Below are 17805 nucleotides of genomic sequence, written 5' to 3'. Positions count from 1 at the left end.
ACCCGCTATTTTAGCGGCAACGCGGGCCCGGGGCGATGCGCCGCGGGCTCAGGCTTCGGGCGTGAGTGCGGCCCATGCGCCATCGAAGAGGCCTTCGAGCGGCTGGAAGTGCGCCTTGTAGGCCATTTTCGGGCTCTCGCGGATCCAGTAGCCGAGATAGACGTAAGGCAGCTGAAGGCTGCGGGCCTGCTCGATCTGCCAGAGGATGTTGTAGGTGCCGTAACTCGTGTGCAGCGTGTCCGGGTCGAAGAACGTATAGACCGAGGAGAGCCCGTCGCCGAGGATGTCGATCATGCTCACCATGCGCAACGCGCCGGGCTCGTCCGGATGCGCGGGGTCCGGCTCGCGGAATTCGACCAGCCGTGAGTTGATCCGGCTTTGCAGCAGGAACTGCTCGTACTGGTCGCGGCTGTCGCGATCCATGCCGCCGCCCGCGTGGCGCGCGGACTGATAGCGCATGTAGAGCGCGTAGTGGGCCTCGTCGTAGTGCAGCGGCGCGACCGTGGCGACGAGCGCGCCATGCCGCTTCCACGCGCGGCGCTGCGTGCGGCTCGGCGTGAAGCGCTCGACCGGCACGCGCACCGGCACGCACGCGCGGCAGCCGTCGCAGTAGGGACGATAGGTGAACACGCCCGAGCGCCGGAAGCCGGCCTTCACGAGATCGGTATAGACGTCGGAATTGATGAGATGACTGGGCGTCGCCACCTGCGAGCGCGCGATGCGCCCCTCCAGGTAGCTGCAGGGGTAAGGCGCCGTTGCATAGAATTGCAGCGCGGAAAGCGGTGAAAGCGGCAGCTCGTTTGGATGCGTCACGTTGGCAGCTCTCGTAGCAGTTCGGATCGTCGCGTGGCGCGCGCGTCGCGCACCCAGCCTCGCGCGCAAGCCCTGCAGACCCCTCGGCGCGCCGCACATGGCGTGCCAGGGAAGGCCGGGCGGCGGCAGGTTCGCTATTGAGTCTAACATTGACGCCGAACATGTATCCATCGAATTGCGCGGGCTGTCGCAAGCGCGCACGCGAGCGATCATGCGTCGCTCATGTGCCACTCATTTGCCGCTCGCCGGCCATTCACGCAGCGGGCAAGAACTCGTCGGGCGCGCCCGACCCGCCGAGCAGATCGGCGAGCACGGCTTTGTCGAATTTCCAGGGAATGGGCGCGGCGTTCACGTGCGTGCGCACATGGGCGATGAACGCCTTGCGCGAGATTTCGCGCCCGCCGAGCGAGGCGAGATGCGCGGTGTTCTGCTGGCAATCGATCAACTCGACGCCGTGGCGGCGCAGATGCGCGACGAGCGCCGCGAGCGCGATCTTCGAGGCGTCGGTCATGGAGGCGAACATCGACTCGCCGAAGAACATCGTGCCGAGCGCCACGCCGTAGAGGCCGCCCACACGCTCGCCGCCGAACCAGGCCTCGACGCTGTGCGCATCGCCCACGCGGTGCAGGGTGGAGTAGGCGTCGATCACATCGCCGGTGATCCAGGTGCCGCGCTGGCCGTGCCGCGGCGCGTTCGCGCACGCGCGCATCACGGCGGCGAAATTGTTGTCGACGCGAACTTCCCACGCGTCCTCGCGCAGCACGCGCTTGAGCGTCTTCCTGAACGAAGGCGAGACCTTGAATTCGTCGGGACGCAGGATCATGCGCGGGTCGGGGCTCCACCAGAGCACCGGCTGGCCGTCGGAGTACCACGGGAAAATGCCGCGCCGGTAGGCATCGATGAGGCGCGAGGGGAGCAGGTCCGCGCTGGCGGCGAGCAGGCCTGGCGCGCCGCTCGACGCGCCGAGTGCGCGCTCGACGGCGGGAAACGGTTCGTCGGGCGAAAGCCAGGGGACCATCGTCGCGGGCGCAGTCAGAAGGGCGATCAGCCGTCGCGCAGCGAGCGCAGAACGTCGCCGGTGTGCAGTCCGAAACTGCCCGACTGGCGATCGGCGAAGAAACAGCGCAGGGTCTGCCCGACCGTAGGGAACGCAATGTCGTCCCAGGGAATCTCGTGCTCGTCGAAAAGCCGCACTTCGAGGCTTTCCTCGCCCGCTGCGATCTCGATGTCGAGAAGGCGCGCGAGATAGAACAGATGCACCTGGTGCACGCGCGGTACGTTCAGAAGCGAAAAGAGGTTCTGCACCTCGACGCGCGCGCCGGCTTCCTCGAGCGTCTCGCGCGCCGCGGCTTCGGCGGTCGTCTCACCCATCTCCATGAAGCCCGCGGGCAGCGTCCAGTAGCCGTAACGCGGCTCGATCGCGCGGCGGCACAACAGCACCTTGTCTTCCCAGACCGGAACCGTGCCGACCACGTTGCGCGGATTCTGATAGTGGATGGTGCCGCAGTGCGAGCAGACGTAGCGTTCGCGATTGTCGCCGGGCGGAATGAGCAGGCTGACCGCCTGACCGCAAGTCGAGCAGAATTTCATGGGCACGATAGGGGGATGGGTGATGCGAGTTTATCACCGCTCAGTGGCTTCGCTCATGTGCCCAAAGACGGGAAGGCCGCGCCTTGAAGAAGCGTAAACGGAAAAAGGGTTACAGGCCAATGACCTGTAACCCTTTCGAATTCTGCTGGTTGCGGGGGTAGGATTTGAACCTACGACCTTCGGGTTATGAGCCCGACGAGCTGCCAGACTGCTCCACCCCGCGTCCGTCGAAGAAAAGATTATATGACAGTTCGCGCCGCGTTGCAACAACTAATGACGAGTGCCTTTCCATGCGTTTGCAAAATGTTTGCGGGACGCGTGCGCAAAGGCTTTTGAACCGTCAGGATAGAATCGGGGCTCGGTCGGCGCCATGCACGCTCTTCGCAACGTTCACGCTGCGCCTTTGCCTTTCACAGCGCACCGCGCTTCATTTGCCTCTTCCATGGACATTCCCCTCGATCTGCAATCGATAGCCGCTCAGGAGCACGCGCTGGTGTTTCCCCGTTTCGACGCCGATCGCGCCTGGCAGATCGGCGCGCATCTGCATGAGCTCGCGCGCGCTCGGGCACTGCCCGTCGCCATCGATGTGCGCACCTTCGGCCAGCAGCTCTTCTTTTGCGCGCTGGACGGCGCCACACCCGACAACGCCGACTGGGTGCGCCGCAAGTCGCGCGTGGTCGAGCACTTCCGGCGCAGCTCCTACGCGATCGGCTTGCGCATGCAGCAAACCGGCTCGACGCTCGCCGACAAGCACGGCCTGCCCATCAGCGATTTCGCGCCGCATGGCGGTTCGTTTCCGCTCACGGTGGAGGGAGCGGGCGTGATCGGCTCGATCACGGTGTCGGGTCTGCCGCAGCGCGCCGATCACGAACTGGTGGTCGAAGCCCTCTGCGCGCAACTCAGCGCCGACTACGCACAGCTCGCGCTCGCGAAGGTCTGAGACGATGCGCATTCCTCCGTTCTCGGCCTGGACCTGGCTCGTCATCGCGATCGTCGCGGAAGTTATTGCCACTTCTGCGTTGCGCGCGTCGGATGGCTTCACGCGGCTCGTGCCGTCGGCGATCGTCGTGGTGGGGTATGGCATCGCGTTCTACGGGCTCTCGCTCACGTTGCGCAGTTTGCCGGTGGGTATCGTCTATGCGGTGTGGTCGGGCGTAGGCATCGTGCTCATCACGCTCGTGGCGATGGCGCTCTATCGGCAGGTGCCCGATCTGCCGGCCGTGCTCGGGCTCGGCCTCATCGTGGCCGGCGTGGTCGTGCTGAACCTGTTCTCCAAGATGCAGGCGCATTGAAAGACGGCGGCTGCACCGGCCCGCGGTGGGCGCCGCGTCGGCGTCCGCAGTGGCCACGTTCGCGCCAGACATTGCGCCACGCGCGTAACATGGCCGGTTACCGCCGTGCGCCGCGTCGTCCTCCGGCGGCAGTGTTTTCTGCTGATTTTCTGCATTGGGGCTGGACATGATCATTCGTTTTCCCGCCGACGCGCCGCTTTATCGCGACGCCAATCTGACCGTGGTCTTCCCCGCACTCGTCGACGGCACACGCGTCCCCTGTGCAATTTCCGTCGAGGCGCTCGAGGACCATTTCGGCGCGCTGCCCGCGAACCGCGACGCGTGGATGCAGGCGTTCGACGCCGGGCGTGAGCGCATCGAGGCTGTGGCGCGCGCCCATCTCGAACTCAGCAACGGCACGCCGGTGCTGCTCAAGAGCGGTCACTTTCCGCCCGGACGCCTCGACTCGTAGGCTTGTACTCGCAGTCATGCACGCCCGCTCGGGCGTCACGGGAATTTCGGTTGCCATAGCCGTCTGACGTCATCATGGGCATCGTCGAACGTAAGGACCGCCAACTGCAGGCAAGACACGCAGCGCGCGCGCACGACCAGCGCGAGCGCATCCTCGGCGCTGCGCGCCGCATCGTCATGCGCGAAGGCCTCGCCGCGCTCTCCATGCGCAAGATCGCCGACGCGATCGGTTATTCGCCCGCGTCCCTCTATCTTTATTTCGCCGGTCGCGACGGGATCGCCGAGGCGCTCGGCCGCGAAGGTTACGCACAACTGCTCGCACAGCTCGAACCGCTCGCGTTGATCGCCGATGCGCGCGAGCGGCTTCATGCGCTCGCACATGCATACGTGGCGTACGGCTGCGATCATCGGCAGACGTACGAACTCATCTTCATGGCGCACAAGACGCCCTTGGAACACGTGGGCCCGGCTGCCCGCCGTCAGCGCGACGCGATGGCCGATGCGCCTCGCGCGCCTGAAGCGGTCGCCGCGCCGGCCAGCGGTGCGCAGTTCTTTGCCGCCACGCTGTCCGAGCTGACGCCCGCGAGCGGGGCGCATGTCGATGGCAGCCTGCTCGCGCAGTCGCTTTGGGCCACGCTGCACGGTGTGGTGATGCTCACGCTCGCGCGCGCTGGCTTTCAGCATGCGGCGCCCGGTCCGTTGATCGACGCCACGCTCGATGCCTGGTTCGGCGCGCGCGCCGCTGCGGCCACATTGCCGCCCTGGCAAGCGCGCGGGGTGGCGTCGTGATAGCCTCAGAAAGCCTGTGATCGCGCCTCGGCCGATGCAGGCGCCGCTCATCGTTCTGCCTTGCCAATCGCCATGTCACACGAAGCCAACGCAAGCCCGACCGCAGCCGATGCCGACTCCCACGTGCTGACGCGCGTCGCGAACCGCATCGGCTATATCGAACTCGAGCGCCCGCAGGCGCTTAATGCGCTCACCACCGCCATGGTCCGCACGATGCACGCGGCGCTCGATCGCTGGCGCGACGACCCGGGCGTGCTCGCGGTGATCGTGCGTACGCGCCACGCGCGCGCGTTCTGCGCGGGCGGCGATGTTCGCTTTCTGTACGAGTCGTACCGCGCGGGCGATCAGACGCCGCTCGACACGTTCTTCGCCGACGAATATCGCCTCAACCACGCCATCTTCACCTTTCCGAAGCCGTACATCGCGATGCTCAACGGCGTGGTCATGGGCGGCGGCATGGGCATCTCGCAAGGCGCGCGTCGCACGGGCGGGCTGCGGCTCGTGGGTCCGACCACGCGCATGGCGATGCCGGAGACGCGCATCGGCCTCTTTCCCGATGTCGGCATGGGCTGGTTCCTTGCGCGCACGCCTGGCGCGATCGGCCGGTATCTCGCGGTGACAGGCGAGACGCTCGATCAGGCCAGCGCCGTGTATGCGGGCCTGGCCGATGCGTCGCTCGACGAGTCCGCGTGGCCGGCGCTGCTCGATGCGCTGGAGAGCGAGCCGTTTGCGAGCGGCGCGGAAGTGGTCGCGCGCATGCGCCAGGCGGCGCTACCCGCGCCCGAGTTGAAGCGCCTCGCCGAAGGTTCGTCGCTGGCGACGGTTCGTGGCTGGATCGACCGGCATTTCTCGCGCGCCGATGTGCCGGCCATGCTGGCTTCCCTCGAAGCTGCTCGCCATGCGGGCGCGGGCGACCAGGCGCAATGGGCCGGGCAGATGGTGGACGTCCTGCGCGAGCGTTCGCCGCTTTCCATGGCGGTGTCGCTCGAGGTGGTCTCCCGCGCCGAAGGCACAATGGCCGACTGCCTGCGCCGCGATCTCGACCTCACGCGCTCGAGCTTCGCGATTGGCGATGTGATGGAGGGCATACGCGCGCGCATCATCGACAAGGACAATCATCCGCACTGGCGCTTTGCGAATATCGAGGACGTGCGCCGGGAAGACGTCGAGCGCATGTTCGAGAGTCCCTGGCGCTCGATGGAGCACCCGCTGCGCGAACTCACCGGTTGAGCTCGCTGGCGTGAGGCAAGGGCGGGAGAAGTGTGAGAGAAAGGCGCGGCGGGAAAGCTCGGGCCGCGCAGGGCGCACAGCCCTACAGGCGGGGTCAGTCTTCGGCAGTTTCGCTCATGAACGCGCGCATGAAAACCAGCGCGCCCCAGCCCCACATCGCATTCGAAGCAAAGCCCGTGGCAAGCCGCGGCAGCATGTTGCCGGTCGGCCAGATGCCGCGCAGCGGATCGACGACGAATACCATCGCCGCGGTGAGCACGATGCCGCCGAACACGAAGGCCTGCACCCACGGCGCGGGACGCGAAGGCGACACACGCAGCAGCCACGCCATCAGCACGGCCCAGATGGCGCTCCAGATCGCATTCACGAGGAACTCGGGCAGCCCGAGCGGCTGAAATGGGTTCGTCGAAAATCCGGCCGCGTCGATGACCTGCGCGGCATGCAGGAGTGCGAGCGTCGCCTCGCGAAAGAAGAGCGACGCCAGAAAGCCGGATACGAACGGCAGAATCAGTTTTTGCATGGAATCTTGCGAGAGCTTGCTTGGCCTCGCTGCGCAATGCGCTTTGTGGAGCGTCGTGCGCGCGGCGTGCCGGTGTTTTTGTGGGTGCGTGCGCCATTATATCGGCGCGCGGTGCGCCCGAGGCGCCCCGTACGCTAAAGCGTCGGGTAAAGCACGAAAGTGGAAAACCTAAGCTCAAAAAAATCGTTCTAAAGGGTGCGAGCCGTCCCTAGACTGGTTCCCCATGAAGACGGCGTCGCCGTCGCTGGGCGCTACCGCGAGGCGCACGGCGAATGCGCGGCGCATTCCGTCTGTTGTCGAATCCTTTCAATCGAGCCACGAGCGGCGCGTTCGTTTGCGCGGCATGCCCGCGCTCGCTCGCTGGCCGGCAGTCACCCGATTCGTGTTTCGAATTTCCAGGCAGGAGCAACGCATGAATGTGTTCTGGTTTATCCCGACCCACGGCGACAGCCGCTATCTGGGCACGACCCAAGGCGCGCGCGCGGCCGATCTCGCGTATTTCCAGCAGATCGCCGTCGCCGCCGATACGCTCGGCTACGAAGGCGTCCTGCTGCCTACGGGCCGCTCGTGCGAGGACGCGTGGGTCGTGGCGTCGAGCCTCATTGCCGCGACGCGGCGCCTGAAGTTTCTCGTGGCGATCCGCCCGGGCCTCTCGTCGCCGGCGCTCTCCGCGCGTATGGCCGCCACGTTCGACCGGCTCTCCAATGGCCGTCTGCTCATCAACGTCGTGACGGGCGGCGATACGGCCGAGCTCGAAGGCGATGGCCTCTTCGTCGATCACGACACGCGCTACGAAATCACCGACGAGTTCCTGCATATCTGGCGCAAGCTGCTCGAGGCATCGCACGCGAACGAGGCGATCGACTTCGAGGGGAACCATCTGCGCTCGGTGGGCGGCAAAGTGCTGTATCCGCCGACGCAACATCCGCATCCGCCGTTGTGGTTCGGCGGCTCGTCGCCGGCCGCGCACGCCATGGCGGGCGAGCATATTGACACCTATCTGACGTGGGGCGAGCCGCCCGAAGCCGTCGCGCGCAAGATCGCCGACATTCGCGCGCGGGCCGCCGAGCACGGACGCACGATCCGCTTTGGCATTCGCCTGCACGTGATCGTGCGCGAGACCGAAGACGAAGCGTGGGCCGCCGCCGACAAGCTCATCAGCCACCTCGACGACGAGACCGTTGCGCGCGCCCAGGCCGCATTCGCGAAGATGGACTCGGAAGGCCAGCGCCGGATGGCCGCGCTGCACGGCGGCAAGCGCGGCACGCGCAAGGATCTCGAGGTGTATCCGCACCTTTGGGCGGGTGTGGGCCTCGTGCGTGGCGGCGCGGGCACGGCGCTCGTCGGCAATCCTGAACAGGTGGCTGCGCTCATGAAGGAATATGCGCAGCTTGGCATCGAGACGTTCATTTTGTCCGGCTATCCCCATCTCGAGGAATCCTACCGGTTCGCGGAACTCGTATTTCCGCTGCTGCCGGGGCGCACGGCGAAGGGCGCCACTGGCCCGCTTTCGGGGCCGTTCGGCGAAGTGGTCGGCAATCACTATTTGCCGAAAGTGAGCCAGAGCTGAGGCGCTCAAGACAGGCAATCGGCGAGGACGCAACGATGACGCAATCCATAGTAACGGCCGCAAGCGCGCGCGATTGCGCGGGCCAAGGCGGCGCGCTGCGCGCCGCGCGGGCATTCGTGCGGGCGAGCCGGCGGCGGCTTGCTCCCTGGCTCGTGCCGCTGGCGGTGCTGGTGATCTGGGAGGTCGCCGCAAAGAGCGGCGCGCTCTCGACACGCGTGCTGCCCGAGCCGCTCGCCGTTGTGCGGGCGGCCTGGTCGTTGATCGAGTCGGGCGAAATGTGGGCGGACGTGCGCGTGAGCACGTGGCGGGCACTTTCGGGATTCGCGATCGGCGGCGGTATTGGGCTCCTGCTCGGGCTGGCCACTGGCCTCTTCAAGCCCGCTGAGACCGCGCTCGATTCGACCGTGCAGATGGTCCGCAATATCCCGGCGCTCGCCATGATCCCGCTCGTGATTCTCTGGTTCGGCATCGGCGAGGAGGCGAAAGTCTTTCTCGTCGCGCTGGGGGTGTTCTTTCCCGTGTATGTGAACACGTTTCACGGCATCCGCTCGGTGGACGCCAATCTCGTAGAGATGGCGCGCAGCTACGGGCTCAAGGGTTTCGGGCTCTATCGCGAGGTGATATTGCCGGGGGCGTTGCCTTCGATTCTCGTGGGCGTGCGCTTTGCGCTCGGCCTGATGTGGGTGACGCTGATCGTGGCCGAAACGATCTCCGCGCAGTCGGGCATTGGCTACATGACGATGAACGCGCGCGAGTTCCTGCAAACCGATGTGGTGGTGGTCGGCATCCTGCTCTATGCGGCGCTCGGCAAGCTCGCCGACTGGCTCGCGAAGGCGCTCGAGCGCGTGGCGCTGCGCTGGCACCCCGCTTATCAACAGGAGAGCGAAGCATGAGCGCGAGTCGACTGGCGCCGAACTACGGCGTGGGGTGGGATGATGCCGGGCGCGTGCTGGCGCGTGAGCGCAGCGACAGGGCGCAAGCGGCGCGCGAGGGCGTGGCGCCGCGTACGCCTACACCTGAAACGGACGCTGCCGTTGCCCTTCGCGGTGTGGGCAAACGCTACGGCGAGCGCGCCGTGCTCGCGGGCTTCGACCTCGCGATCGAACGCGGCAGTTTCGTGTCGATCGTCGGACGCAGCGGTTGCGGCAAGTCCACCTTGCTGCGCCTGATCGCCGGCCTCGAAACGCCGGACGAGGGCGCAGTGGAGCGGCGCGGCGCAAATGGCTCGCCGCTCGATACGCGCATCATGTTTCAGGACGCGCGCCTCCTGCCGTGGAAGACCGTCTTGCAGAACGTGATGTTAGGACTCGGGCGCGGCGCGCGTGACGACGCCCGCGCGGTGCTCGACGAGGTGGGCCTGCTCGCGCGCGCCGACGAGTGGCCCGCGCGTCTCTCGGGCGGCCAGCGCCAGCGCGTGGCGCTCGCCCGCGCGCTCGTGCATCGTCCGAGCCTGTTGCTGCTCGACGAACCGCTCGGCGCACTCGACGCGCTGACGCGTCTCGAGATGCATGCGCTGATCGAGCGCCTGTGGCGCGAGCATCGCTTCACCGCGCTGCTCGTGACGCACGACGTGCACGAAGCCGTCGCACTGGGCGACCGTATTTTGCTCGTCGAGGCGGGTCGCATCGCGCTCGATCAGCGTGTGCCGCTAGAGCGCCCTCGGGCGCGCGTCGACGCACGCTTCGCGGCGCTCGAGGAGCGCGTGCTGCAGCGCGTGCTCGGCCACGGCCCGCAGGCAGCCGCCGGGCGGCCATCGGGCACAGCGGCTTGAACCATTTATCAGGAATCCTCTTGTTTACACTCGAACTCACGGAGCCGAACTTATGAGCATTACCGCCATCAACGTACGTAACCAGTTTCGCGGCAAGATCAAGGAGATCATTCGCGGGCCCGTCGTTTCGGAAGTCGATGTCGACACGGCATTCGGCATCGTCACCTCGGTCATCACCACGCGCTCGATCGACGAACTCGAGTTGAAGGTGGGCTCGGAAGTGGTCGCGCTGGTGAAGTCGACGGAGGTATCGATCGCGCGCCTCTGAAGCGTGCCCGCGCGTGGGCGCCGCACGCGAGTCGGACGCCCGGTAGTGCTAGCATGAACCGTCAGCGGAAGGCGAAAGAGGCGAGCATGGAGCCGAAGGGCATCGACATGGGCGACTACCAGGAGCGCTATAAGGACTACGACATCGAAGTCGCGGTCGAGCAGGTGCTCACGGGCGTGAAGGCGCACTATCGCGTGCTGAAGGGCGATACGGTTGTGGAGGACTGGCAACTCGTGCATATCACGCGTCTGTGGTCCACCGAGCACGCTGCGGCCGAGGCGGGCCTCGAAGCGGCGCGCACGTGGATCGATGCGCGCGGCACGCAGCCGCGCTAGCGTTTGCCCGAGCCCGAGCCCGAGCCCGAGCCCGAGCCAGGCGACTGGCTTGCCCGGCGCTCTGCATCGGCGAATATATCGCGTAGCTGCTGGCGCTCGGCGCCGGTCAAATGTGCGGCGCCGGCCGGCATGGTGAGCACCAGTTGCAGCGTGAGGTTGCCGCGCTCGCCGTTGCGGCCCGCGAGTCCAAGACCGGACAGGCGGATTGGCGTGCGCGCATTCGCGTTCGCCGGAATTTTCACTTCCAGCGTGCGGCCGAGCACCTTCGCCCGAACGCCGCCGCCCAGCATGGCCGTCACGAAGTCGATTGGAAGCTCGCAGGCGATATCGAGCCCGTTGCGGGTGAAGCCCGGGCCGCAAACGATGGAGACGGAGAAAGTCGCGTCTCCCGACGGGCCGCCGCTCACGCCGGGATGGCCGCCGCAGGCCACCACGAGACGCTGACCGTCCCATGCCCCGCCAGGAATTCCGACCACTTCCGACTTGCGCCACGTCTTGACGCCGGTGCCGTGGCACTGTTCGCAAAGCGCGCCGCGATCTTCGTGTTCGCACGCGGGACACGGACCTTTGACAGGGTAGTGGACCTGAACGCCGCCGCCATTGATCGCGACTTCGAGCGGCACGAATAGCTCGACGAGGCAGTTGGCGCCGCGCATGGGCGGCGCCGCGCGGCGTCGGCGCGGTTGCGCTTCGCCGTTGTGGGTCTTGCTGGCCGAATCGGCGGCGCCCGGTGTCCCGGCCGTTGGCGCGACGCGCCTGCCGCTTAGAATCTCGAAGGCTTCCTGAATGAGCTTGAACGCCGGCTCGACTGCCGCTTCGTGACCCTTGTTGCGGTCGGGGTGGTACTTCGCGCGCAGTTGACGATAGGCGCGCTTGATCTCTGCCGGCGACGCGCTCTCCGGCAGTTGCAGCCGCCTGTAGTATTGCTCGAAGCTCAAAGGCGTCCCCGGGTGTCCCTCGTGCACAGACGCAAAAAAGCCCGCAACCAGTGCGGGCTCATTTGTTCACTGCTGAATTCTTTGGGGTGGCTGATGGGACTCGAACCCACGACGACAGGAATCACAATCGAGTCGTCGAACAGCAAATTCGCGTTCAAAAACAAGGCCCTGTAGTTTCGATTTCGGAACGTGCCTCACTTTATCGACCCAGCACTGGCGCGCGTTTGCGACGAGGCCTTCCGAAATTTTGGGCCATTTTAACTGGTCCCGCCGCGCTCACCATACTGTCTATCTATACAGTATATTTGCCGTCGCTGGAATGGTGGGCCACGGCAACCAAGGACCGGATCGCCTCGATGAGAACAAAGCGCAAACGAAACGAAAAAAACGACGGGTACATGACCGGCGGGTACGATCCGTGGCGGAGCTCGGTCAAGTTCATTCTGTGTGGTCCCGTTTGGAGGTGCTCGCAGTTGGACTTCAATCGGCCGTCTGCTCTGCTTAGGAGCTATTGATGACCATCTCAGATGCTGTCGCAGGCTAAAGGTTTCTACCCTATTGCCGTTTACCTTGCCTAATGACGCTTTGTAGCAAGGTAGCCAAGAAGATTTCGCCGGGTGCTGAAGCGAGTGAGTTTGTTGTATGTTTCGCAGAGGCGCAGCGGAGAAACCTGATCGCACTAAAGCTGTTCTGCTTCGATCTTTAAGCTCTTTATAAGAATTGATGTGCAATTATGGACAATCAAAGAATCAATCCCGAAAAGGTCACGAAGCCGATACAGTTACTCGCTGCATGGCTTGTCGGATTAATTGTTGTTAATGCCTCATTTCTACTCGCGGCGCAGCAAATATCACACCCAACATGGGCAGCTTCATTGTTGGTAATAAGCTCCGTAGTAAATGTCCCTATTTTCATTGGCGCACTGTTTCTTCTTCAAACGAAGTTCAGGCCGCAAATGCAGGAGGATTCTTACTACTCGCAATATCTAAAAGAGAGCTTTGGCTTTAAATCGGTTTCACCAGCGAGCTCGGCAAAAGCCGTTGAAAAGGAAATTTCTGAAGCCGCCGATAAAATCGTAAAAAAGCTGGGGGTTTCGGGGGAAAATCAGAAGCAACCGATCGCCGAAATTCTTCGAGAGTCTCAGGTGGAACTGCTCGTAGCCAAATTTGGTGGCTCTCGGAGCCTATCAGAGCTGTACAAGTCGCCTAAAACGTGGGGCCAGCTCATCAGCAATTGGGGGCGCAGCGATCAATTCAGAATGGATGTTGATCTTCTAATATCTGAAGGTCTTGTCGAGAATAAGTATAGCGGCTATCGTCGCTGCAAATTGACCGCCCAGGGGCACAGCGTTGCAAAAAAAGCGGAGGAGGAAGGGATAATGTGGTATCAGAAGAACAGCGATTATTGGGAGGCGGAGCACGCACAAATGGAAAATTCGCAAACGTAGGAATTCCATTTTCCCGATTGGCTTTGCAAGCCAACGCGCGCCACACGGAGTGGAACACAAGCAAAGATCTGGACGACATAGAGTCTAATGCTGGCCGCGACGGACTGAAGATCTTGCGGCGTCGAGACGGGGACCGTCCGTCGCCAATCTTATTCCATTGGGTGGCCCTCTCGTCAACGTTGCGGCAATTGTGTCGAGTGGCATCTTCATAAGCGCGCCGATATTGCCTCTGGATAGCACGCGAACTAAATGCCTGCGGTAGAGCCAATGAATTACTCCGTCGCGCTCGCCCGCTTGACCTTGCGCCGGTCATAGTGTTTGTGTGTCGTGCTCGGGTTCGCGTGAGCGGCGAAGTCGTATGCATCCGCGTCACGCGCCTCGAGCTTCGCGGTGATGGCGGCCGGGCGCACGTCCGACAGGGCGAAGTACGCCGGATGCTCGACCAGCTTCAGCTCGACGTCATCCGCTTTCTCGCCACGTCGCTGCGCGGCCTCGCGCTTACACTTCGCGTCGAATTCGCGCGCGATCGCCGGATCGAATTCACCGATGTATGCATACATGGCGTCCTGCCAGACCGAGGTCCAACCGCTTTTCGAATATGCCTGGCCGCGCCGGTTTGGGAACAGGTAGATGCTAGCGACCTTGCGGTCACGTTTCGCGCGCTCGACGACAGTGCGAAGGCGGATAGACCACTCGCGCAGCTTGACCGTTTGCGTCTCGCCTTTCTTCCGCTTCGCCGAGATGACGCGCACGCCGGCTTCGGTAAGGCCCGACATATGGAACGGCCGCACTTCCGCTGCGCGAAAGCCTGTGAGGTACGTGAACATCGCCGCGACGCCCATCGTGCGGTATGCCTGCTGCTGACGCACGGCCCACAGGTAGAACGGGACGATCTCCGCTTTTGTGACGGTGCGCACGTCTGGGTCGCCCTTGTTGAGCATCATGCCGACGAACGGGTTGACTTTGATCAGCCCCCAGCGGATCCAGTAGTTGCACATGGTCTGCATGAGCGCCAGTTCTTTGTTGGCGCCCATCGGCGCGCCGGCGGCGGCGCGCGCGTCGAGATACTGGTATCCGTGGATCGTCTCCAGGCGCGCGGGCGCCATCTTGCCGAAGAAGCGAGTCAGCTTCTCGTAGTAAGACTCGCGCACGTACTTGCCGTCGCGCGACTGATCCCTGAAATGGTTCACGTCGTATTCGGTTTTGAAGCGGTCGATCGCGTCTGCAACCGAGCCCGCGATGATGTGACCTTCCTGCACGTCGACGGCGCGGCGCTTTGCGCGGCGCTCCGCTTCGTGGATCGCAGTTCGATCGCCACGCGCCGCGGTTTCGAACGTCTCGCTGCGGCCGTCGGGGAACTTGTACCAGAACGACACCTTGCGCACGCCGGTGCGCTTGTACAACCTGTCGATTCCGGTCGGTTCGTTCTTGCCGGCGGTTTTAGGCGAATGCCTGGAGGTTCGGACCATTGTCATATTTCGTTGCTTTGGTATCGGCGCTGAGTCCAAGCTTCAGATCGCGGAACGCGCGTGCGACCTTGGGAATGCCGTTGCGGTCGATGACATACTTCCAGCGGTTGTCGGCGAGCCAATTGATCATCCGCGTGCGCTGGTTCGGCTTGCAGCCGATGAGGTCGGCGAGTTCGGTCGAGGTCAGGTAGTCGCTCATCGTTTGCTCCATCTGCTACTTGCCTTGAGTGTTTCGGTCCCCGTCTATGGGAGGGCGGTTACCTTCTGCGTTCCAGTTGGTAAGTGGCGTTTCGTAGCTGAGCATCAGCGGGTGTTTCGGATCGCCGCCCTTCGTGAGGCCGAAAACCATTAAGGGCTTTGCCGATACGCGGAGCATTTCAGCGACCGCGTCAAGGCGCGGGCGCAACACGTGCGGCAGCTTCTTGCGGTCGCTCCAGCACGGCACGAGCAAGTCAGCGTCGGCGATTATCTGCGCGAGGTGGGCGTCGTTTTCAGGCCCGACCGGATCAACAACGGCGACAAGATCCTCGACATAAGGCGTACGGAACGCAAACGGGTTGCCAGCGACGTATTTGCGGGCGCCCCAGCGGTGTGAGAAGGCGGTCCACTTCCAGTCCGTCTGGTCGCGTACGCTCGCGTCGGCGCGCGATGGATTGACGCCGAAGAAGGCGACAACGATGCCGGTGGAGCGTACTTCGCGCTCAAGTCGGTAGCGATAAGAGCAGCAGCGGCTGATGATTGCGCTCATACTTGGTTCCTTGGACAGGCGGTTTGGGAGGGACGATGTGGACCCGCATTGAGTCGTTCGAAGGCTTCAGGATTGAGGTGGCGACCGTGTGGCTTGCCGACGGACATACGGGAGTGCGCTGGAGTGTTTCCCCCGATTCCGATCTGGCGCGGCGCCAACTCGCACCGGCGACTTGTTTTTCGCGGGAAGCCGATAAAAATGAGGCCCTTGCGGAGCGGAAATATGCAGACAGCTGCTTCGAATGCGCGAAGCAATATCTTCGTCGGACGATAGCTTCGGCAAAGATGCGTGGTATCCGTTTGCCGTGAGGTGCAAGGCACCCCAAGCGGTCTGAGTGTGCATTTTCGGCTCATGCTCGTCTCACGATTGGTTAGGGTTGGTCGATTCGTGCGGTAGCGCACAAATGTGGTGGTCCCGCGCTGCGATCTGCGTGCTACGCTGTGCGCTGGGCTTGCTAGGAGACCGCCATGCCAAGCCAAATTTCTGAGTTCAAGCCGGGAATTGAGATACACGCGAACGTCTCGAATGATCCGGACGAAGCGAGCTTTACTGGCTGGATCGTAATCACCGATAAGACCAAGAGCGATCACGTCAGGGATTCCCGGGTTACGCCGCGATGGGCAGCGCCTGCAAAGACCCACGATGAGGCATGCCGCATCCTGATCCAGTTCGGCAGAGACGTGCTCGAAGGTCGGGCCACTGGCGGCGATTTCGTCAACAATGGCTGAAGTCATAGCTGGTTTCACGCAAACACCTCGTCGCGCGCTGGATCGCCATTTTGATCGGCGACCGTCGCGTGCATCGATTGAATGCTTGCAGGCTCAAGTTGTTTGCGGACTCTCGCGGCGCGCGCCTGCGAGCAACCTAGAAACTTACGGATCTCTGTCACGGTCGGACGCAACTGGCCTGCGGCTACTGCGGTCATGACTCGCGTCACGTCGTCGTGCTGCTCGACTACTGGCAGGCGCAGCACCGGGGCGGACTCGACGACGACCGGCTCCGCGACTGGTGCGGCGGCGTTACTTTCGGGCGTGACTGCCGTTACTGCGACGGCGTGACTGACTTGTGTGGCGGGCGTTACCGCAATTTCAGTCACGGCAGCCGGGCGCAGCGCGAGCAGCCAGCAGAAGCAGGCGACGGCTTCGAGCACGGCGGCAAAGGCGAGGGCGGTCACGAGTTCGGCGCGCGGTGCGGCCACACCGAAGGCGGTGAGGGCGCCGGTCACCGGATCAGCCAGGGCTGCTGCGCGCGCTGCGCTGGCTCGGTCCTGTGCTGACTCGGCGCGGAGCGCTTCTGCCTTCTCGACATCGAGCGCTTCGACCTTGGCTGCGAGTGACGTACGCTCGGCGCGCAGACTCGGGCACGGCTCGACGCAGCGGCGCGCCGTGGCGCGGGCCAGTCGCGTTACTGCGTCTGCCCGGTCACGTGCGATCACGCTCAAGTCACTACCATGCGCAGTCACGACCGGCACCGCGGCGGCGCGCAGTTCACCCGCATGCTTCTGCGCCATCAGAAAGAAGACGGCATGGCCGTAGCAGGTCGCGGCGATGCAGCCGCCCCAGAGCAGGGCGCCGACCGCGCGCACGCGCCAACCGTGCGGCCGGCATAGGGCGGGCAGCAGATGCGCCGCGACGACGAGCACGACGCCGACAGCGATCCAGAGCACGCGCTCGGCGAGGAACCCGCCACGCTGCCATCCAGCCATGATCGACAGACACGCTGCAGTCACGGTAGCCGTGACTGCGAGTAATACGGAGGGCGCTCTCATTGAAGCACTCCGGCCCTTTGACCATGCCAAAGTGATTTAGCTTGCCGAAGGTAGTAATAGAGCGCAGCATGAGCGCGGGAAACGAACTTTCGATCGTACGACGGTCTTCCCGAATCAAAACGGGAGGATCTATGGAAACGCGCCTTGACACATTCAATGGCTGGCACATGAGAGCAACAGTCGAAGGCAGGCCTTGTTCTAGTGGTGGCTTCGAGTACTACATTGTTGAGCCGATCACATACAAGGAATTTACGAGCGTCGCCGGCGTTCAGGCGGATCCACGTGGCTCGTACGGACCGTTTGGTAGTTCGGACGCAGCTTTCGAGGCTGCGTTCAAGAGTTGTCAATTCGCCATCAGCAGCGAGATCAAATTGCGCGGCTTCCAGAATCTTCGCTAGGTCGTCACCGTTTTCTGAATCTCTCAAAGCGTGGCTATGGATCGAGTTATCCCCTATCGAGGTTTCGAAATTCGCGTCACGCTTCGCCTCGTCGAAGAGGACATGTATAACGTCACGTTTCAGATAACCGGACATAACGTAGGCCGCACGAGTGTGGACGGAGCAATCGTTGACGTGCGCCGTGGACCCTTCAGCCAAAGATGGGCTTACCTCATTGGAGAGATTGCCGGTCAGGCTGCAATCGATTTGATCCTCGGCCCTGAGAGCTGATTTCAAGGTCGGCTGCCATGCTGGATGAGGCGACCTGAACGGCAAACCGTGAATGTCCACTTGCTGTTGTCCTTCAAAAGGGACCGGCCCGTACGGGCGCCGGCCAAACACGCCACAACGCAGGAGCCTCCCTGCGCCA

23 protein-coding genes and 1 tRNA gene are annotated in these 17805 nt (G+C 63.8%); 13 read left to right on the top strand and 11 right to left on the bottom strand.

The genetic code is table 11. The features are described from left to right. Positions 1–48 precede the first annotated feature (48 nt). From M3I53_RS01365 to M3I53_RS01350, 4 genes are all read right to left on the bottom strand, one after another. A complete protein-coding gene (locus tag M3I53_RS01365) occupies positions 49–813 on the bottom strand; it encodes an arginyltransferase (protein ID WP_254314188.1) in 765 nt (254 codons plus the stop codon). A gap of 253 nt (positions 814–1066) precedes the next feature. Continuing rightward, positions 1067–1831 (bottom strand): leucyl/phenylalanyl-tRNA--protein transferase, encoded by a 765-nt coding sequence (aat, locus tag M3I53_RS01360; RefSeq protein WP_254314187.1) that lies wholly within the window; start codon positions 1829–1831, stop codon positions 1067–1069. A 26-nt stretch (positions 1832–1857) separates the two neighbouring features. After that, positions 1858–2403 (bottom strand): NUDIX hydrolase, encoded by a 546-nt coding sequence (locus M3I53_RS01355; RefSeq protein WP_254314186.1) that lies wholly within the window; start codon positions 2401–2403, stop codon positions 1858–1860. A 146-nt stretch (positions 2404–2549) separates the two neighbouring features. Continuing rightward, a tRNA-Met gene (locus tag M3I53_RS01350) sits at positions 2550–2626 on the bottom strand. 219 nt (positions 2627–2845) lie between these two features. On the opposite strand from M3I53_RS01350, the gene M3I53_RS01345 reads away from it, so the two are divergent. The 5 genes from M3I53_RS01345 (at position 2846) to M3I53_RS01325 (ending at position 6164) form a co-directional block, all read left to right on the top strand. Further along, positions 2846–3343 carry a heme-degrading domain-containing protein gene (locus M3I53_RS01345; RefSeq protein ID WP_254314185.1) on the top strand — a complete coding sequence of 166 codons (498 nt, stop codon included), beginning with the start codon at positions 2846–2848 and terminating at the stop codon, positions 3341–3343. A gap of 4 nt (positions 3344–3347) precedes the next feature. Then, a complete protein-coding gene (locus M3I53_RS01340; protein ID WP_042268604.1) occupies positions 3348–3695 on the top strand; it encodes a multidrug efflux SMR transporter in 348 nt (115 codons plus the stop codon). A gap of 166 nt (positions 3696–3861) precedes the next feature. Beyond that, a complete protein-coding gene (locus M3I53_RS01335; protein ID WP_254314184.1) occupies positions 3862–4146 on the top strand; it encodes a DUF1488 domain-containing protein in 285 nt (94 codons plus the stop codon). 74 nt (positions 4147–4220) lie between these two features. Beyond that, the gene (locus tag M3I53_RS01330; protein ID WP_254314183.1) at positions 4221–4934 is read left to right on the top strand and encodes a TetR/AcrR family transcriptional regulator; all 714 of its coding nucleotides are present in this window, start codon (positions 4221–4223) and stop codon (positions 4932–4934) included. A gap of 72 nt (positions 4935–5006) precedes the next feature. After that, positions 5007–6164, top strand: coding sequence for an enoyl-CoA hydratase/isomerase family protein (locus M3I53_RS01325; protein WP_254314182.1), 1158 nt, complete (start codon positions 5007–5009; stop codon positions 6162–6164). A gap of 94 nt (positions 6165–6258) precedes the next feature. Here M3I53_RS01325 and M3I53_RS01320 read toward each other — a convergent pair whose 3' ends face one another. Next, positions 6259–6684 carry a hypothetical protein gene (locus M3I53_RS01320; RefSeq protein ID WP_069267614.1) on the bottom strand — a complete coding sequence of 142 codons (426 nt, stop codon included), beginning with the start codon at positions 6682–6684 and terminating at the stop codon, positions 6259–6261. A 412-nt stretch (positions 6685–7096) separates the two neighbouring features. Between M3I53_RS01320 and ssuD the strand changes: the two genes are divergently transcribed. The 5 genes from ssuD (at position 7097) to M3I53_RS01295 (ending at position 10628) form a co-directional block, all read left to right on the top strand. After that, on the top strand, positions 7097–8254 hold the full coding sequence (ssuD, locus tag M3I53_RS01315; protein WP_254314181.1) for an FMNH2-dependent alkanesulfonate monooxygenase: 1158 nt from the start codon (positions 7097–7099) through the stop codon (positions 8252–8254). 35 nt (positions 8255–8289) lie between these two features. After that, complete coding sequence (ssuC, locus tag M3I53_RS01310) at positions 8290–9147, top strand: aliphatic sulfonate ABC transporter permease SsuC (protein ID WP_254314180.1); 858 nt, start codon at positions 8290–8292, stop codon at positions 9145–9147. Further along, a complete protein-coding gene (locus M3I53_RS01305) occupies positions 9144–10025 on the top strand; it encodes an ATP-binding cassette domain-containing protein (RefSeq protein WP_254314179.1) in 882 nt (293 codons plus the stop codon). The genes ssuC and M3I53_RS01305 overlap by 4 nt, the downstream gene beginning before the upstream one ends. Before the next feature lie 52 nt (positions 10026–10077). Continuing rightward, positions 10078–10293 carry a molybdopterin-binding protein gene (locus M3I53_RS01300; protein ID WP_028204871.1) on the top strand — a complete coding sequence of 72 codons (216 nt, stop codon included), beginning with the start codon at positions 10078–10080 and terminating at the stop codon, positions 10291–10293. A gap of 86 nt (positions 10294–10379) precedes the next feature. Beyond that, positions 10380–10628: a DUF6566 family protein gene (locus tag M3I53_RS01295; RefSeq protein WP_254314377.1), complete on the top strand. Its 249-nt coding sequence runs from the start codon at positions 10380–10382 to the stop codon at positions 10626–10628. On the opposite strand, the gene M3I53_RS01290 is transcribed toward M3I53_RS01295, so the two are convergent. Then, positions 10625–11566, bottom strand: a complete 942-nt coding sequence (locus M3I53_RS01290) for a DnaJ C-terminal domain-containing protein (RefSeq protein WP_254314178.1) — start codon at positions 11564–11566, stop codon at positions 10625–10627. The two genes, M3I53_RS01295 and M3I53_RS01290, sit on opposite strands and share 4 nt — an antisense overlap. Before the next feature lie 733 nt (positions 11567–12299). Here M3I53_RS01290 and M3I53_RS01285 point away from each other — a divergent pair. After that, positions 12300–13013: a hypothetical protein gene (locus tag M3I53_RS01285; RefSeq protein WP_254314177.1), complete on the top strand. Its 714-nt coding sequence runs from the start codon at positions 12300–12302 to the stop codon at positions 13011–13013. A gap of 272 nt (positions 13014–13285) precedes the next feature. Here the strand turns inward: M3I53_RS01285 and M3I53_RS01280 are convergent, their stop codons facing one another. The 3 genes from M3I53_RS01280 to M3I53_RS01270 are packed head-to-tail and all read right to left on the bottom strand — an operon-like array spanning position 13286 to position 15230. Then, on the bottom strand, positions 13286–14416 hold the full coding sequence (locus M3I53_RS01280; protein ID WP_254314176.1) for a hypothetical protein: 1131 nt from the start codon (positions 14414–14416) through the stop codon (positions 13286–13288). A gap of 37 nt (positions 14417–14453) precedes the next feature. Then, positions 14454–14681, bottom strand: a complete 228-nt coding sequence (locus tag M3I53_RS01275; protein ID WP_254314175.1) for a DUF4224 domain-containing protein — start codon at positions 14679–14681, stop codon at positions 14454–14456. A gap of 15 nt (positions 14682–14696) precedes the next feature. Further along, entirely contained in the window at positions 14697–15230 is a 534-nt protein-coding gene (locus M3I53_RS01270) for a DUF1643 domain-containing protein (RefSeq protein ID WP_254314174.1), read from the bottom strand. 35 nt (positions 15231–15265) lie between these two features. Here M3I53_RS01270 and M3I53_RS01265 point away from each other — a divergent pair, with 35 nt between their 5' ends. Next, entirely contained in the window at positions 15266–15538 is a 273-nt protein-coding gene (locus M3I53_RS01265; RefSeq protein WP_254314173.1) for a hypothetical protein, read from the top strand. Positions 15539–15697: 159 nt separating this feature from the next. After that, positions 15698–15958 (top strand): hypothetical protein, encoded by a 261-nt coding sequence (locus M3I53_RS01260; protein ID WP_254314172.1) that lies wholly within the window; start codon positions 15698–15700, stop codon positions 15956–15958. A gap of 14 nt (positions 15959–15972) precedes the next feature. On the opposite strand, the gene M3I53_RS01255 is transcribed toward M3I53_RS01260, so the two are convergent. Then, positions 15973–16998 carry a hypothetical protein gene (locus tag M3I53_RS01255; RefSeq protein WP_254314171.1) on the bottom strand — a complete coding sequence of 342 codons (1026 nt, stop codon included), beginning with the start codon at positions 16996–16998 and terminating at the stop codon, positions 15973–15975. After that, positions 16995–17726 carry a hypothetical protein gene (locus M3I53_RS38380; protein WP_309249474.1) on the bottom strand — a complete coding sequence of 244 codons (732 nt, stop codon included), beginning with the start codon at positions 17724–17726 and terminating at the stop codon, positions 16995–16997. Before M3I53_RS38380 ends, M3I53_RS01255 begins: the two co-directional genes overlap by 4 nt. Positions 17727–17805: the final 79 nt, after the last annotated feature.

It is taken from the genome of Paraburkholderia sp. CNPSo 3272, from assembly GCF_024206495.1.
Taxonomy (GTDB): Bacteria; Pseudomonadota; Gammaproteobacteria; order Burkholderiales; family Burkholderiaceae; genus Paraburkholderia.
The sequence above is the reverse complement of the archived record's forward strand: the minus strand, read 5'-3'. Positions and strand labels throughout refer to the sequence as shown.

Bases quoted from the DNA above. Each gene is read 5' to 3' on its own strand.
- M3I53_RS01320 (WP_069267614.1), bottom strand. From the start codon at position 6,684: ATGCAAAAACTGATTCTGCCGTTCGTATCCGGCTTTCTGGCGTCGCTC.
- ssuD (WP_254314181.1), top strand. From the start codon at position 7,097: ATGAATGTGTTCTGGTTTATCCCGACCCACGGCGACAGCCGCTATCTG.
- M3I53_RS01295 (WP_254314377.1), top strand. From the start codon at position 10,380: ATGGAGCCGAAGGGCATCGACATGGGCGACTACCAGGAGCGCTATAAG.
- M3I53_RS01330 (WP_254314183.1), top strand. From the start codon at position 4,221: ATGGGCATCGTCGAACGTAAGGACCGCCAACTGCAGGCAAGACACGCA.
- ssuC (WP_254314180.1), top strand. From the start codon at position 8,290: ATGACGCAATCCATAGTAACGGCCGCAAGCGCGCGCGATTGCGCGGGC.
- M3I53_RS01285 (WP_254314177.1), top strand. From the start codon at position 12,300: ATGGACAATCAAAGAATCAATCCCGAAAAGGTCACGAAGCCGATACAG.
- aat (WP_254314187.1), bottom strand. From the start codon at position 1,831: ATGGTCCCCTGGCTTTCGCCCGACGAACCGTTTCCCGCCGTCGAGCGC.
- M3I53_RS01275 (WP_254314175.1), bottom strand. From the start codon at position 14,681: ATGAGCGACTACCTGACCTCGACCGAACTCGCCGACCTCATCGGCTGC.
- M3I53_RS01270 (WP_254314174.1), bottom strand. From the start codon at position 15,230: ATGAGCGCAATCATCAGCCGCTGCTGCTCTTATCGCTACCGACTTGAG.
- M3I53_RS01355 (WP_254314186.1), bottom strand. From the start codon at position 2,403: ATGAAATTCTGCTCGACTTGCGGTCAGGCGGTCAGCCTGCTCATTCCG.
- M3I53_RS01345 (WP_254314185.1), top strand. From the start codon at position 2,846: ATGGACATTCCCCTCGATCTGCAATCGATAGCCGCTCAGGAGCACGCG.
- M3I53_RS01260 (WP_254314172.1), top strand. From the start codon at position 15,698: ATGCCAAGCCAAATTTCTGAGTTCAAGCCGGGAATTGAGATACACGCG.
- M3I53_RS01305 (WP_254314179.1), top strand. From the start codon at position 9,144: ATGAGCGCGAGTCGACTGGCGCCGAACTACGGCGTGGGGTGGGATGAT.
- M3I53_RS01325 (WP_254314182.1), top strand. From the start codon at position 5,007: ATGTCACACGAAGCCAACGCAAGCCCGACCGCAGCCGATGCCGACTCC.
- M3I53_RS01335 (WP_254314184.1), top strand. From the start codon at position 3,862: ATGATCATTCGTTTTCCCGCCGACGCGCCGCTTTATCGCGACGCCAAT.
- M3I53_RS01340 (WP_042268604.1), top strand. From the start codon at position 3,348: ATGCGCATTCCTCCGTTCTCGGCCTGGACCTGGCTCGTCATCGCGATC.
- M3I53_RS01300 (WP_028204871.1), top strand. From the start codon at position 10,078: ATGAGCATTACCGCCATCAACGTACGTAACCAGTTTCGCGGCAAGATC.
- M3I53_RS01265 (WP_254314173.1), top strand. From the start codon at position 15,266: ATGTGGACCCGCATTGAGTCGTTCGAAGGCTTCAGGATTGAGGTGGCG.
- M3I53_RS01255 (WP_254314171.1), bottom strand. From the start codon at position 16,998: ATGAGAGCGCCCTCCGTATTACTCGCAGTCACGGCTACCGTGACTGCA.